This is a genomic window from Magnetovibrio blakemorei, assembly GCF_001746755.1.
Taxonomy (GTDB): domain Bacteria; phylum Pseudomonadota; class Alphaproteobacteria; order Rhodospirillales; family Magnetovibrionaceae; genus Magnetovibrio; species Magnetovibrio blakemorei.
Genome location: NZ_MCGG01000008.1, coordinates 200,332 through 215,057 on the forward strand (window position 1 = coordinate 200,332; position 14,726 = coordinate 215,057).

The 14,726-nt window shown below is 57.0% G+C and carries 18 protein-coding genes; 10 read left to right on the plus strand and 8 right to left on the minus strand.

Annotated elements, in window-relative coordinates:
- The first annotated feature begins 31 nt into the window (after positions 1-31).
- The 3 genes from BEN30_RS02595 (at position 32) to BEN30_RS02605 (ending at position 2,044) form a co-directional block, all read left to right on the plus strand.
- Complete coding sequence (locus tag BEN30_RS02595) at positions 32-427, plus strand: DUF423 domain-containing protein (protein ID WP_069956761.1); 396 nt, start codon at positions 32-34, stop codon at positions 425-427.
- 45 nt (positions 428-472) lie between these two features.
- Positions 473-1,492, plus strand: coding sequence for an ion transporter (locus tag BEN30_RS02600; protein WP_069956762.1), 1,020 nt, complete (start codon positions 473-475; stop codon positions 1,490-1,492).
- Positions 1,493-1,603: 111 nt separating this feature from the next.
- Entirely contained in the window at positions 1,604-2,044 is a 441-nt protein-coding gene (locus BEN30_RS02605; RefSeq protein WP_069956839.1) for a MarR family winged helix-turn-helix transcriptional regulator, read from the plus strand.
- A gap of 79 nt (positions 2,045-2,123) precedes the next feature.
- On the opposite strand, the gene BEN30_RS02610 is transcribed toward BEN30_RS02605, so the two are convergent.
- The 8 genes from BEN30_RS02610 to BEN30_RS02645 form a co-directional block, all read right to left on the minus strand.
- Entirely contained in the window at positions 2,124-3,950 is a 1,827-nt protein-coding gene (locus BEN30_RS02610; RefSeq protein WP_069956763.1) for a phosphoenolpyruvate carboxykinase (GTP), read from the minus strand.
- Between the two features lie 246 nt (positions 3,951-4,196).
- The gene (locus tag BEN30_RS02615) at positions 4,197-4,577 is read right to left on the minus strand and encodes a hypothetical protein (RefSeq protein WP_069956764.1); all 381 of its coding nucleotides are present in this window, start codon (positions 4,575-4,577) and stop codon (positions 4,197-4,199) included.
- Between the two features lie 117 nt (positions 4,578-4,694).
- The gene (locus tag BEN30_RS02620) at positions 4,695-5,495 is read right to left on the minus strand and encodes a HugZ family pyridoxamine 5'-phosphate oxidase (protein ID WP_069956765.1); all 801 of its coding nucleotides are present in this window, start codon (positions 5,493-5,495) and stop codon (positions 4,695-4,697) included.
- An 18-nt stretch (positions 5,496-5,513) separates the two neighbouring features.
- Entirely contained in the window at positions 5,514-5,915 is a 402-nt protein-coding gene (locus BEN30_RS02625) for a CBS domain-containing protein (RefSeq protein WP_069956766.1), read from the minus strand.
- On the minus strand, positions 5,912-6,262 hold the full coding sequence (locus BEN30_RS02630; RefSeq protein WP_069956767.1) for a P-II family nitrogen regulator: 351 nt from the start codon (positions 6,260-6,262) through the stop codon (positions 5,912-5,914). Before BEN30_RS02630 ends, BEN30_RS02625 begins: the two co-directional genes overlap by 4 nt.
- A complete protein-coding gene (locus BEN30_RS02635) occupies positions 6,231-7,061 on the minus strand; it encodes a DUF1538 domain-containing protein (RefSeq protein WP_211563243.1) in 831 nt (276 codons plus the stop codon). The genes BEN30_RS02630 and BEN30_RS02635 overlap by 32 nt, the downstream gene beginning before the upstream one ends.
- A gap of 15 nt (positions 7,062-7,076) precedes the next feature.
- Complete coding sequence (locus BEN30_RS02640) at positions 7,077-7,820, minus strand: DUF1538 domain-containing protein (protein WP_211563244.1); 744 nt, start codon at positions 7,818-7,820, stop codon at positions 7,077-7,079.
- 76 nt (positions 7,821-7,896) lie between these two features.
- Positions 7,897-8,088 carry a hypothetical protein gene (locus BEN30_RS02645; protein ID WP_069956768.1) on the minus strand — a complete coding sequence of 64 codons (192 nt, stop codon included), beginning with the start codon at positions 8,086-8,088 and terminating at the stop codon, positions 7,897-7,899.
- A gap of 178 nt (positions 8,089-8,266) precedes the next feature.
- Here BEN30_RS02645 and BEN30_RS02650 point away from each other — a divergent pair, with 178 nt between their 5' ends.
- The 7 genes from BEN30_RS02650 to ptsP all read left to right on the plus strand — a co-directional run bounded on the left by BEN30_RS02650 (position 8,267) and on the right by ptsP (position 14,718).
- Positions 8,267-8,950, plus strand: a complete 684-nt coding sequence (locus BEN30_RS02650) for a response regulator transcription factor (RefSeq protein WP_069956769.1) — start codon at positions 8,267-8,269, stop codon at positions 8,948-8,950.
- Positions 8,951-8,964: 14 nt separating this feature from the next.
- Entirely contained in the window at positions 8,965-10,665 is a 1,701-nt protein-coding gene (locus tag BEN30_RS02655) for a stimulus-sensing domain-containing protein (RefSeq protein ID WP_084004933.1), read from the plus strand.
- A gap of 74 nt (positions 10,666-10,739) precedes the next feature.
- Complete coding sequence (locus BEN30_RS02660; RefSeq protein ID WP_069956770.1) at positions 10,740-11,174, plus strand: HPr kinase/phosphorylase; 435 nt, start codon at positions 10,740-10,742, stop codon at positions 11,172-11,174.
- An 83-nt stretch (positions 11,175-11,257) separates the two neighbouring features.
- Positions 11,258-12,223: an RNase adapter RapZ gene (rapZ, locus tag BEN30_RS02665; protein ID WP_069956771.1), complete on the plus strand. Its 966-nt coding sequence runs from the start codon at positions 11,258-11,260 to the stop codon at positions 12,221-12,223.
- Positions 12,220-12,627, plus strand: coding sequence for a PTS sugar transporter subunit IIA (locus BEN30_RS02670; RefSeq protein ID WP_069956772.1), 408 nt, complete (start codon positions 12,220-12,222; stop codon positions 12,625-12,627). Before rapZ ends, BEN30_RS02670 begins: the two co-directional genes overlap by 4 nt.
- A 21-nt stretch (positions 12,628-12,648) precedes the next feature.
- Entirely contained in the window at positions 12,649-12,942 is a 294-nt protein-coding gene (locus BEN30_RS02675) for an HPr family phosphocarrier protein (protein WP_069956773.1), read from the plus strand.
- Positions 12,943-12,945: 3 nt separating this feature from the next.
- The gene (gene ptsP, locus BEN30_RS02680) at positions 12,946-14,718 is read left to right on the plus strand and encodes a phosphoenolpyruvate--protein phosphotransferase (RefSeq protein WP_069956774.1); all 1,773 of its coding nucleotides are present in this window, start codon (positions 12,946-12,948) and stop codon (positions 14,716-14,718) included.
- Positions 14,719-14,726: the final 8 nt, after the last annotated feature.

Genomic DNA, 14,726 nt, shown 5'->3' on the forward strand with positions numbered 1-14,726 from the left:
TTGTTAAAGAACGCCAATAAAGGAACACGACATGAACATTTGGATACTCCTCGCCGGCCTCAATGGCGCCATCTCTGTTGGGGCCGGAGCCTATGGCTGGCATGCCTTGGGCGATACCCCTGAAATCCGCGATGTTTTCATGATGGGTTCGCAGTATCAAATGTGGCACGCCATGGCCTTGGTCGCCGTCGGGCTGGTCATCCGCCCGGTTGAGGGACGTACCAAGCGCCGCGCGCTGCACATCGCTGGCGCGTTTTTTCAGGCAGGAATCTTTTTGTTTTCCGGCACGCTTTATTGCTTTGGCGCACTGTCCATGGTGCCCGTCGAAGGCGCCGCACCTGTCGGTGGCGGGCTTTTGATTTTGGCATGGCTCATTTTGGCTGGCGTGGGAGCGCGCATCGGTCTTCAAAAGGCTGAATCGGCGTAGCGTTTCGTTCTGCTTTGGTTAACCTCTTTTGCAGTATCTTTTGCCATGGACGAACCGACGAACCTCAACCTTTATCGAAGGCTGCGCCGCCGCACGGCGCTCATCTTGTTCACCACGGGCAAGACAGATGCCATATCGCGGTTTGTCGATCTTGTTCTTATTGCACTGATATCGTTAAATATTTTAGCGGTTGTGTTGGAATCGATCAAAGATTTGCAGGCTCTTGCAGGACCGTATTTCTACGCTTTCGAAGTTTTTTCCGTAACGGTTTTCAGCATTGAGTACATCGCCCGGGTGTGGTCCGTCGTCGACAATCCGTGGAATCCAACCCATACCCATCCGATCAAGGGGCGCATCAAATATATGATCACCTGGATGGCGCTCATTGATCTGATCGCCATTGCACCCTTTTATCTCAGCTTTTTCGCCACCGACGATCTTCGAGTTTTACGTGCGTTGAGGCTGCTGCGGATCTTCAAGCTGACCCGTTATTCCAGCGCTATGACGCTTTTGTTCCAGGTGTTTCGCGAAGAAGCCCGCACCATCGGCGCGGCTTTGTTTGTCTCCATGCTGTTGATGTTCGTCGCCTCAACCTTGGCCTTTGTGGTTGAACATCCCGTTCAGCCCAAAGTGTTTTCATCCATTCCTGCCTCTATGTATTGGGCCACAGTGACCATGACCACGGTCGGCTATGGCGACATGGTCCCCTTGACGCCGTGGGGCAAAATGCTCGGCGCGTTCATCGGCATCATCGGTTTGGGCATGGTGGCGCTGCCTGCGGGTATTTTGGCATCCGGGTTCAGCAGCGCCCTACACCGCCGCCGCGCCATCTTGGAAGAGCATGTCGAAGGCGTCATGGAAGACGGCATCATAACGATCGAAGAGAAAGACGAACTTAACCAACTGGTGCAACAGTTGAACTTAAGCGAATTCGACACCCGGGCCATTATGCATGCCGTCAGGGTCAGACAGGCCGAAGAGGCTATGGAAACCTGCCCCCACTGCGGCAAACGGATTCATGAGCCGGACGACGCGGACACCGACAACCCCGAAACGGGTGCCTAAGAGCGACCGCAGCAAACCGTTTCCTGCGGATCATATTTATATACCAATAGCTGACTATATTGTGTACACTCTATGTCCGTCGTCAGCCTTCATATAAAGGACGTCCCTGCCATGGCCAGCGAACCTGAAAAATCACCAGCATATGTCATCAACCATTTGTCGCGGTTGTTCACCCAATCGCTGTATGATCAGTTGAAGTCCCATGGTGTTGCGCCCGGTCAATTTCCGGTGCTGATGTGTTTGTGGGACCAAGATGGGCTGACCCAGCGCGAACTGTATGAACGGGTCAAAATTGAACAGGCGACCATGTCCAACACCCTCAAACGCATGGAACGTGATTGCCTGATTTACAGAGAGCCCGACCCGGCAGACCGCCGCGCCATGCGCATTCATCTGACGGGCATGGCCAAAAACCTTCAGGGCACCTTGACCAAGGGGGCCAAAAGCGTCGTCAAATCGGCCTTTGACGGGGTGAAGAAAAAAGATCGCAAAGCCCTTATGGAACTCCTTGAACACATGATCGGCAATCTGGAAAAGGCCGAGAAGCCTTAAAGGATCCCGACATCTGGCAAAACAAAACCGCCGCCCAACTCAGGGCGGCGGTTTGTTTGGGCGGCCTATAGGCCAGATCTTAGGATTTATGACGCCAGATTTCCGGCGCATCGTTCAAGCGTTTGATCTGCGCTTGGCGTTGATTTTCCATTTCGGCTGGAAGTTTGTCGCCAAAGCGACCAAACAGTTCAGACTGGTCTTCGGCATCGGCCATGGCACCGGCGCGATCGACTTCCATCAGATGTTCAAACGTGTCCTTGTCGTAATCCAGACCGTTCCAGGTGATGTCGGCGTGGGTCGGCATCAAACCGATGGGGCTTTCAACCGCATTGCCGTTGCCGTTCACGCGATCGACGATCCACTTCAAGACCCGCATGTTCTGACCAAAGCCCGGCCACATAAACTTGCCGTTCTGATCTTTGCGGAACCAGTTCACGCGGAAAATGGCGGGCGGGTTGGACAGCTTTGCGCCAAAGTCCACCCAGTGCTGCCAGTAATCGCCCATGTTGTAGCCGCAAAACGGCAACATGGCGAACGGGTCGCGACGAATGGCGGCTTGACCCACGGCGGCGGCGGTGGCTTCCGAGCCCATGGTCGCGGCCATATAGACGCCGTGATTCCAATCAAACGCCTGATAAGCCAAGGGGAAGGTTTTGGACAGACGGCCGCCAAAGATGAAGGCCGAAATCGGCACGCCCTTGGGGTCTTCCCAATTGGGGTCGATGCTGGGGCACTGCGAAGCGGGCGCCGTAAAACGCGCGTTCGGATGCGCCGCCGGAGTATCGGAATCCGGCGCCCAATCGTTGCCCTTCCAATCGATGGCATGGGCGGGAGCGGCGGACATATCTTCCCACCACACATCCTTGTCATCGGTCAGCGCCACGTTGGTGTAGATGCAATCTTTTGACAAAGCCTTCATCGCCGACGGGTTGGACTTGTCAGAGGTGCCCGGGGCAACGCCGAAATAACCGTATTCGGGGTTGATGGCATACAATTTGCCGTCGGCACCCGGTTTGATCCAGGCGATGTCGTCACCGACCGTCCACACTTTCCAGCCGTCAAAGCCTGCGGGCGGAATCAGCATGGCCAGGTTGGTTTTGCCGCACGCCGACGGGAACGCCGCCGCCACGTAGGTCTTTTCCCCTTCGGGGCTTTCCAGACCGACAATCAGCATGTGCTCGGCCAGCCAGCCTTCGTCACGCGCCATGGCCGACGCGATGCGCAGCGCAAAACACTTTTTACCCAACAGCGCATTGCCGCCATAGCCCGATCCAAACGACCAGATTTCGCGGGTTTCGGGATAATGGACGATGTACTTTTCATCGTTGCACGGCCAAACGGAGTCTTTTTCACCGGCGGCCAGCGGCGCACCGACGGAATGAACGCACGGCACAAACGCGCCATCCGCGCCCAAAACGTCGAGCACCTTGGAGCCCATGCGGGTCATGATGCGCATATTGGCGGCGGCATAAGCGCTGTCGGTCAACTGCACCCCAATGTGCGCGATGGGAGAGCCCAAAGGCCCCATGGAAAACGGCACCACATACATGGTGCGGCCCTGCATACAGCCGTCATACAGGCCGCTCAGGGTTTTGCGCATCTCAGCCGGAGCCATCCAGTTGTTGGTGGGGCCTGCGTCTTCTTCGCGCTCGGAACAAATGTACGTGCGGTCTTCGACACGCGCCACGTCTGAGGGGCTTGAGCGCGCCAAATAGCTGCCGGGACGCTTGTCTTCGTTCAGCTTGATCAACGTGCCCGCTGCCACCATCTCGGCACACATACGGTCAAATTCTTCCTTACTGCCATCACACCAGTGAATGGCAGCCGGTTTTGTCAGCGCCGCAATCTCGTCGATCCAGGCATTGAGCTTGGCGTGCGCTGATGGCGCGTCCGCACTGTTGAGCATTGTACTGTGTCCTCCGTACATTTTAATCGATAGCCCTGAAAAGGGGCTACAGGTTAGCGAGTGTGACGGTCCCGTCAAAAGGTTTTGTGCACCTGCAAAAAAGATTTGAAACACAACGCCTTGCACTGCGTATTAGAGAGGTTCAATACCCGCCATAACACAAAACTGAAAAAAACAGTCAAAATGGCCTGTCAAAGGCGGGGAATCAAGTGAACCGCAAGCGCGCCAAACCGCACCAACAAACGCTTATTGAATGCTGGCTTTTTGACTCATTTTTTGATCGGATTTAAGCGGCTTTACGCGGTAGCGTTGGGGGATAGATTGGTCCAAATCGTCAAGCTTTGCACTGACCAAAATCATTTGATCTTGAAGGGCGCGAATGGCCGTCGCGTGCTCTGTCCGGCCTTCCGCTAGGGCGGCATGCCCCTGTTCCATCTGTTGTGCCAAACGCGTCGTTTTGTGCAGCATCTTGTCCATCTCGCGCATTTCATCGCGCAACGTTGCGACGTGAGCACGCAGGAACTTCTCGTTTTGGTTTTCAACTTTTTTGACAATGTCGCTGGTCAACCACAACGCCAGCATGGCGATGAAGAAGGAAAGTGCAGAAATAAGCGTAGCGAGGCCCATGGCATATCCAAACGTACAAAGGTGACCTGTCAAACCAGCAGCGACAGCAGTACCAAGGTCATTATACAGATCGAAAGGCATCTATTAAGTAAAATTTAAGGATATTCACGACGTTTTTTAGGAAAGGCCTTTTGCCGGGGCTGAGAGCCGCTTGAGCGCCATTTGAAAGCGCGCCCGCCAGCTCCGCAGATCGCCAGCCGGGGTGTCAAAGTTCACGCGCAACGGCGCACCTTTTTGCCCCCCTTTCACAAAACGGGCGGCCACAAAGCCGTCTCCGTCCACCGCCAAGACGCGCCAGCCCAGAGCGTTGCGAGCAGAGGTTTTGCGCCCAGGCACACCACCAGATACGCCGACATACGCCCCGGCGCACAGGGTTTGCACAGCGTCGTCATCCAGGGTTTTGAGGATGCGCCCTTCGGCCCCCTTCAAACCGTCCCCACCAAGCAGGTATTCTTTGCCCTTGGCCCACTTTGCCTGGCCAAAACCACCCACATAATGGACCTTTTCGATCCGCAGTCGCCACATGGCAAAATCCCCGAAATCGGCGTACTGGGCCGCACGGGGATGATGGGCGAGATACTGGGTACGCGCCGCAGGAACGTCATCAACCGGCACTTTTTCCATCTGCCCGATCAGCGTGCAGCGCGCCCCTTCCAGTGGATTTAGGGCTGTTGTCGGTGCTTCCAAAAGCACCGATGCGCGGGGATCGGCGAGTAAATCTTGGGTGTGCGCCGCCAAGGTCGAAAACAAAAACAACGGGCAGCCGTCTGCGGCCAGGGCGACGCCGACCTTCGACACGTAAGGCTGGCCTTTGGCCTCATCGCGGGCGGCTCGACGCAGCGTGGCCAAGGCTCCTTTTTGCGCTTGGCGGGCGATCAGCCGCGCTTCGCGGGCCGCGCTGAATGGTGTGCTTTTCACAACGACGCAATCCTTTTGTCAGTCATCGACATGGCGCAACACCATATCGCGCAAGGTGACGATGCCCACAGGAACGCGTTGCCCATCCACCACCAAACCGCGGCTGACACCAAACTGAACCAACAAACGCACGGCGTAGCGGATGTTCATTTCTTTGGGCAGGGTCAGGACCGGCTTGGACATGATTTCATAAACATTGACCCGTTCGGGAGATCTATTTTCCGCGATCACCCGCTTGGCAATGTCGGTCACCACCACCAGACCATATTCATCCGCCTCATCACGGCGTTCAACCACCAAGGAACTCACCCCCGCATCGCGCATTTTTGTCACGGCTTCTTGAACCGTGGCAGTGGAATCGATGGTGGCAATGGTCACGGACATGATGTCTTCGACCTTAACGTAGCTTTTTGCGCTCATATCTCTTTCTCGACTTCATCAATCAACGTTGGCAACTGTGTCGACAGCCCGACAGCATCTTCCAAAGCAATTTGGCAGGCGATGCCGGAACCGGGCTCTTCATCGAATTTTCCGGCCTTGGCGATGGTTTCCAGAATTTCTCGCGCTTTGGGCTCCGCCACCAAAAACAGCACGATATCGCGTTGAGCGGCCAGGTCTAGCCCCAAAAAAGTCTTTTCCTTTTTGAGGCCTTCACCCTGGGCGCTGGTGATCACCGTGGCCCCGGTGGCCCCGGCGTCGCGTGCCGCATCAATGATGGTTTGTGTGATCTCGTCTTTAACGAGTGCCATTATCAGTTTGAGGTTCATAATTTTTATCCTTTTCCCCCGTTTGATCTTTCGCAACTTTTCGCCGCAGCAACCATTCGGCCAAATTGGCATACGCCAAAACCGCCATGATGGGAAACAAACTGGCGAACGCTATCAATCCAAATCCGTCCAATAAAGGGCTGCGACCGGGTATGGTCGAAGCCAACCCCAAGCCCAGCGCCGTCACCACCGGCACCGTCACCGTCGACGTGGTTACGCCACCGCTGTCATAGGCCAGGGCGACGATAAACTTAGACGCCCAAGCCGTCTGAATGATGACAACGATATAGCCAACTATTATATACCAATGAAGCGGCGTGCCCGAGACGATCCGATACGACCCCAAAGACACCCCCACCGCCACACCCAAGGCAACTGCCAGACGAAGCCCGCGCGCATGGATGGCGCCGCCGGAGATCTGTTCGGCCTTGAGCGCCACCGCAATCAAGGCCGGCTCCGCCACCGTGGTGGCAAACCCAATCGACGCGGCAAAGATATAAACCCACATGTAATCAAGCCAGTTGACCTTGCCCAACAAGGCATCCCCACCAAGAAACTGAGGGGCGGTCAACTGCTCGGCCATGGTTTTGCCCAATGGAAACAAGGCCATTTCCAAGCCCACCAAGAACAGCGTCAGGCCAACCACGACATAGCCAAACCCCACCGCAATGCGCTTGGGCTTGGGCGGCACCCGACGCAGCACAAAAACTTGAAAAAAGAGCAGAATGGCGGCAATGGGCAAGACGTCGAACAGCGTCACCCAACCCGTATGTGCGATGTGATGAACCAGATCCATCATCTTAGCCCCACCATCTCAGTACACCATTCCGTAGACCATCACGAACATCATCGGTGTCAAGCTGGCCAGCGCAATCAAGCCAAAGCCGTCGGTCATGGGATTGCGCCCGCGAATGGATGTGGCCAAGCCCACGCCCAGCGCCGTCACCAACGGCACTGTGATGGTCGAGGTGGTCACGCCGCCACTGTCGTAGGCGATGCCAACAATTTCCGCTGGTGCGAAGAAGGTCAAAACCACCACACACAAATAGCCGGAAATGATCACCACCTGGATGGGCCAGCCCTTAATGATGCGCAACACGCCGATCATGATCGCCAACCCTACCGACAGCGCCACGGTCAGGCGCAGGCCATAGGCATAGGACGCCATGCTTTCTTTGTCGGACAAAATCAAGCCACCCTCGGCGACCGTTTCGGCAGCTTCGGAGGCCACCGCGATCAGCGCGGGTTCCGCAACCGTGGTGCCAAAACCCAACGCAAAAGCAAACCCCATCAGCCACAACAGGCTGCCTTTTTTGGCAAACGCCTGAGCCATGGCTTCGCCCAGGGGGAACAGACCCATTTCCAAACCGCGCACAAAAAAAGCCAACCCCACCACCACCAATCCCGCACCCACCAACGTTTCGGCCAGGTTGGGAAAAGGTTCGCGGATCACCACCGCTTGAAAAAACGCAATGACCAAGACAATGGGCATCAAATCGCGCGCCGCTTCCAACAGCAACTGCGCAAATGCATTTAAGGATTTGATAAATTCACCCACGTTGGCCCCTGGTCACCTTTTTAGGGTCTCCCATTGTTGGGATCCCCAGTTGGGGTTTCGTCGGCTCGAAAGGCCGTCAGAACGACAGCGCAGGCGTTTGGATCCAGGACGCAAAGGCCAAAACCGCCAAGCTCACAAAACCCAAAACCATCAAAACAGGACCAAAGGCAGGGGCTTGGGCGGCTTTTGCGCGAACTTTTGGACGATTGTGAGAACCATTTCGAAATGCGATTTGGCGCTTGGTGCTGTGATTAGCATTGTGCATCATCAATCTCCGCTTGCGGCCAAAAGACTTAGCTTTTGGCCCATGACCCTGATCTGCCTTGATCACACTATAATTTTGCCACAAAGCAAAGGTCAATTGGATAGATTGGAAAAGCGGAGATTTTTTGCCTATGAACGTCGCATTTCAGCTAACATCACCCAAACAGAAATTTGGAACTCACATGGCCCAAACCATTGCCCTGGTTGATGATGACCGCAACATCCTCACATCCGTCGCCATGACGCTGGAAGCGGAAGGCTTTGAAGTCTTCACCTATAAGGACGGACAAGAAGCCTTGCGCGAAATATCGCGCAATCCACCTGATCTCGCCATCCTCGATATCAAAATGCCGCGCATGGATGGTATGGAACTGTTGACCGAACTGCGAAAACGCGGCGATCTGCCGGTGATTTTTCTCACCTCCAAAGACGATGAGTTGGACGAGGCCATGGGCCTGCGCATGGGCGCCGACGACTATATCAAAAAGCCGTTTTCCCAACGCTTGCTGATCGAACGCATCCGCGCCGTTTTGCGCCGCCGCGAACCGCCGAGCGCTGGCGCAGAAGTGGTTCACCGGGGCGACCTGACCCTGGACAGCACCCGTCACCTGTGTGTGTGGAAAAACCAGCACGTGAACCTGACCGTCACGGAATTTTTGCTGTTGCAGGCCTTGGCGCGCAATCCCGGTCACGTCAAAAGCCGCGATCAGTTGATTGATGCCGCTTACGGCGAACACATCTATGTGGACGACCGCACCATCGACAGCCACATCAAACGGTTGCGGCGTAAATTCCGCGAAGTGGATGACACCTTCGGCGCCATCGAAACGCTCTACGGTGTGGGCTATCGTTATTCGGGCGAGTGATTTAAGCTTTGCTTATGTCACAACCTGAACCGCACCCTCAAACCGCAGACCCGGACAAAAACGCGCAGGCTTCCCCGCGTGTCAACCCGGGCCAGCCCAGCGAGCGCGCGCCTGCCGAACGCCCTTCTGCATTGAACAGCCGCTTTTCGCCCTTAACCCGGCGCATTTTGGCGGTCAACCTGCTGGCTCCGGCCTTGTTGGTGGCGGGGTTGTTTTATCTTGGCGAATATCGACGCAACTTGATTGCAACGGAACTTTCCGCGCTGCGCACCCATGCCGAAATTTTTGCCGTGGCGTTGGGCGAATCGGCCGTGTCCGAAGCGGGCCAACAATTGTTGCCCGATCTGGCCAGCCAAATTGTGCGCCGTTTGGCGTTCACCGCCGAAACCCGCGCCCGACTGTTTGCCTTTGACGGCTCACTGGTGGCCGATTCGCGCATCTTGTTGGAACCGGGCGGCCAAGTACAGGCGGAAAGCCTGCCGCCACCGACCGTCGAAGAGGAATCCGACGGCGTGCTGACCACATTGTTTTACGCCTTTGACACCCTCTACACCTGGTTGCCGGGCACCGACGAGTACCCGCCTTACAGTGAAAAAGTTGAGCAGCGCGCACAAGATTACCGCGAAGCCATGGGCGCACTGGACGGTGAAACGTGGGTGGCGCGTCGCTCCATGCCGGACGGTTCCTTGGTGCTGTCAGTCGCCATGCCGGTCACCCGCTACAAGCAGACCTTGGGCGTCTTGATGCTGTCCAAATCATCTCTCGAGATCGATGCCGCGCTGTTTGATGTGCGTCTGGAAATTCTGCGCATCTTTGCCTTCACCTTGATGATCACCGTGTTGATGTCGTTTTATCTGGCCGGCACCATCGCCCGCCCGATCCGCATCTTGGCCCGCGCCGCCGACCGGGTGCGCAAGGGTCAGCACCGCCAACACACCATTCCCGGCATGCGCGGACGTAACGATGAAATCGGCGAACTGGCGATTGCGCTCAACGACATGACCGAAGCGCTGTGGACCCGCATGGACGCCATCGAAGCGTTCGCCGCCGACGTCAGCCACGAAATCAAAAATCCCCTCACCAGTCTCAAAAGCGCCGTGGAAACAGCGGCGCGCCTGAAAGACCCGGACCAACAGCGCAAACTGATGGCCGTCATTCAAGACGACGTCGAACGCCTGGACCGTCTGATCAGCGACATTTCCGACGCGTCCCGACTGGATGCGGAACTGTCCCGCGCGGAAACCCTGCCCGTCGACTTGGGCAAAATGCTCTCCACCCTGGCCGACATTCATTCCCACACCACGTCTGCAGGCGCGCCTCAACTGGTTGTGGATGTGCAGGGCACGGTCCAAGTGATCGGCATGGAAGACCGCCTGGTCCAGGTGTTTCGCAACCTGATTACCAACGCAGTATCCTTCAGCCCGCCCTCCGGCGCGGTGATCCGTCTTGGCGCGCACCGTAACAATGGCTCGATCCTCATCACCGTCGAAGATCAAGGCCCCGGCATCCCCCCCGGCAAAGAGATCGACATCTTCAATCGCTTTTACACCGAACGCCCCGAAGCGGAACAATTCGGTCGCCATTCCGGTCTGGGCCTCGCCATTTCCAAACAAATCATCGAAGCCCACGGCGGCACCATCGTCGCCGAAACGCTTCGTAACGAAAACGGAAAAGCCTTGGGCGCACAATTCACCGTGCGCCTGCCTGCGGCTTAAATGCGTACTTAAAAAACTTAATCGCACCTCATCACAGGCATTGACTCCATCGCCCGCCCGTTTACGCTGAATGGATGGAACGTATTCATGCCACGTGTGTCTTGATCAAGGGCAAAGGCGTGCTGCTGCGGGGAAAGCCCGGCAGCGGCAAGTCTGATCTGGCGTTGCGTCTGATGGACGACGGCGCCGGGTTGGTGGCCGATGATTACACAGAACTCAGCACCCAGGACGGCATACTCTACGCCAATGCCCCCACAGCCATTGAAGGCCTGTTGGAAGTGCGCGGCGTCGGTATCTTGCGCGTCGGTTGCGTGCCCCGCGCCCCCGTAACGGCCATTTTCGATTTGGTGCCATTGGCCGAGATTGAGCGTTTGCCCGGGGCGCAAACGGAATCCATCGAAGGCATAGATATTCCTTCCTTTCGCCTCCACGGTTTCGATGCCTCCGCACCCGCCAAGGTGCGCATGACGCTCAAAGCGCTGAAAGAAAACCTCTTTCAGTCCACATAGAAAAACAGCCGCCCCCTTAAAAAGTGCAGGCCTATGTTCGAAATGCATTCAAACCTTCACCATTTGTGGATATCCTCCCGCCCATGACTTCTTCGCCCCTTTCCCCTTCGCGTCACGTTGTCTTGGTCACAGGCATGTCCGGTGCGGGCAAAACTACGGTGCTCAAAGCGTTTGAGGATTTAGGCTTTGAAGCCTTGGACAACGTTCCGCTGTCGTTGCTGCCCAACATCGTCGCGCCGCCCTCGGATGTCTTTTCCGACACCACCCAGGCGCCGCGGCCCATTGCGGTGGGCGTGGATATCCGCACCCGCGACTTTGCCGCCGATACCTTCATTCGCCAATGGCGGGTCTTGTGCGCACAACCCGGCGTTCAGGTCAAAGTGCTGTTTGTCAATTGCGGCGATGAAGAGCTGGTGAGGCGCTACACCGAAACCCGTCACCGCCATCCGCTGGCCATCGACTTGCCGGTTTTGGACGGCATTCGTTTGGAGCGCGGGCTGATATCGCCGCTCTTGGACATCACCGACATTCATCTCGACACCACCGGCGACACCCCCTACGACGTCAAAAGTTTTCTCGACCATGCCTTTGGCGACGAACACACGGACGCGGGCATGGCGATCTTTGTGACGTCCTTTTCGTTTCGCAAGGGATTGCCCCGCGATGCGGATCTTGTCTTCGATGTTCGCTTTTTGCGCAATCCCCACTATGATCCCCACCTGAAACCCCTGACGGGTCTTGATCCTGGGGTTCAGGCGTATATTGAAGATGACACGGAATTTGCCGGATTTTTCGCCAATTTGAGCGCACTGCTGGAACCCATGGTGACGCGCTTTGAAACAGAGGGAAAATCCTACCTCACCATCGCCGTGGGGTGCACAGGGGGAAAACACCGTTCCGTCTTCGTCGCTGAGAAACTTGCGGCGTGGCTGGGAACACATCACAACCGCATCCGGCTGGCACATCGAGACATGCCCACTGACGCTCAAGCGCACGTGGGGCCAGAACAAAAACCGGAGCAACAACAAGGGAACGGGAAAACGTCATGATAGGCATTGTGCTCGTGACACACGGTCGTTTGGCCGAAGAATTTGTCTCCGCCATGGAACACGTGGTCGGCCCGCAAGACGGCGTGGCGACCATCTGCATCGGACCGGATGACGACATGGAGGAACGCCGGGGGCAAATCCTGGACAGTATTTCGAAAGTTGACGATGGCACTGGAGTGATTTTGCTCACCGATATGTTTGGCGGCACGCCGTCGAACCTGGCCATCAGCGTGATCGAAAAAGCCAACGTGGAAGTCATCGCCGGGGTCAACCTGCCGATGCTCATCAAACTGGCCAGCGTGCGCACCGACTCAGCCTTAAAAGCCGCCGCAACCCAAGCTCAAGAAGCCGGACGCAAGTACATCAACATCGCGTCTGATCTTTTGGGCCAAGACGGTTCTTAAAAGAGCCAAAAGGAATTTGTCGTGAATGCCTCCCCAAACGCTCAAGTCCTTGAGCGCACCATCACCATTCGCAATCAACGCGGTCTACATGCTCGCGCCGCTGCCAAATTTGTCAAACTGGCGGGGCAATTTGACGCTGAAATCACCGTCACCAAAGACGGCCAATCGGTTTCGGGCGGGTCCATCATGGGCCTGATGATGTTGGCCGCAGGCATTGGCTCAAGTATTTTTGTCTCCATCACCGGGGCAGAGCACGCCGCTGCCATGGCCGCGATTGAAGCCCTTATCGACGACAAATTTGGCGAAGGCTGCTAGCCCATGAGCCCCGCCGCCAAATCAGGCCCCAAAGAAATCATCCTTCACGGACTGGGCGTTTCCCCCGGCGTCGCCATCGGTTACGTCCATGTTCGCGAAAGCGGTTCCATCGCGGTGCCCGAATACTCGGTGCGCGGGGCACAAATCGAAGAAGAGTGCACGCGCTTGGACGGCGCCCTGCAAACCGCGCAACGCCAAATCGGACGGCTGCAAGCCAAAGCGGCGACGATGCCCGCCGCGGCCGCGGAAGAAATGGGTTTCTTGCTCGAAGCGTATCAGCAGATGCTCAAGGATTCGCGTCTGGTCCGCGGGGCCTATCGGCGCATTCGCGATGACAAAATCAACGCTGAAGCCGCCGTTCAAGCCGAAATCAAAGACATAACGACGGGCTTTGAGGCGCTTGACGACACCTATATCGCCGCACGCATGGACGACATCCGCGAAGTCGCCTACCGCTTGATCCGCGCGCTGACCAAGTCCCACGTGAAACCGCTGAACACGGTGCGCAAAGGCGCGATCATCATTTCCGAAGAAATGACCCCCGCCGACACCGCCCAGCTCAACCCCGACAAAGTGTCCGGTTTCGCCACCGTTTTGGGCGGCGCGCAAGGTCACACGGCGATCATGGCGCGCGCCTTGGGATTGCCCGCCGTGTTGGGGGCTGCCGGCTTGTTGGGCCATATTCAGTCCGGCGATCATATCGTCATCGATGGTGATCAGGGCCGCATCGTCATCAATCCCAAGCCTGCAACCTTGGCCGCGTTCGAAGCCAAGCAAGCCAAACACCGCCGCACGCTGAGCCGTCTCACACGGTTGCGCCGTCAACCGTCCGTCACCCGCGACGGCACCGAAATCTCGCTGGGCTGCAATGTCGAGCTGCCCATCGAAATGCCCGGCGTGTTGGACGCGGGGGCGTCCAGCATCGGTTTGCTGCGCTCAGAATTCATGTTCATGAACCGAGACGACATTCCCGGCGAGGAAGAGCAATACAAGATTCTCCGCGACATCGTCAAAGCCATGGATGGGCGCACCGTCACCGTGCGTACCTTGGACATTGGTGGGGAAAAGCTGGCCGAATCCCTGACCCAGGACATCGGCGACAGCGCCCAGAGCGCGCTGGGCCTGCGCGGCATTCGCCTGTCTTTGAAAAAACCGGACTTGTTTGAAGCGCAACTCACCGCCATTTTGCGCGCTGGCGCTCACGGCCCGGTGCGGATTTTGCTGCCGATGGTGTGCAGCCAGCAAGAAGTGCGCACCGCCCGCGAAATCCTCATGAAACTTGCCACCAAGCTGAAACGCAAAAAGGTCAAAATCGCCGATAAGCTGCCGCCCATGGGCGTCATGATCGAAGTCCCCAGCGCCGCGCTGACGGCGGACGCGCTGGCCTCTGTGTCGGACTTTTTCGCCATCGGGTCCAACGATCTGACCATGTACACCATGGCCGTGGACCGCACCGACGAACAGGTGGCGGCGCTCTATAACCCGCTGCACCCCTCCGTTTTGCGCCTCATCCAGTTCACCACCGAAGCCGCTTTGCGGGCGCGCATTCCCATATCGCTGTGCGGGGAAATGGCCGGCGATCCACGTTATACCGCGCTGCTGATGGGGCTGGGCATCCGCGAATTGTCCATGAGCGCCCATGCCTTGGGTCCTGTCAAACAACGGGTCCGCGAGATCGATCTGGCCGCCGCGCAAAACCGCGCCACCGTCATCATGGGCCAAACCGACAGCGGCCGCATCGCCATGCTGCTGGACGATTTTAACGCGCTGGTTTAGCCACCCTG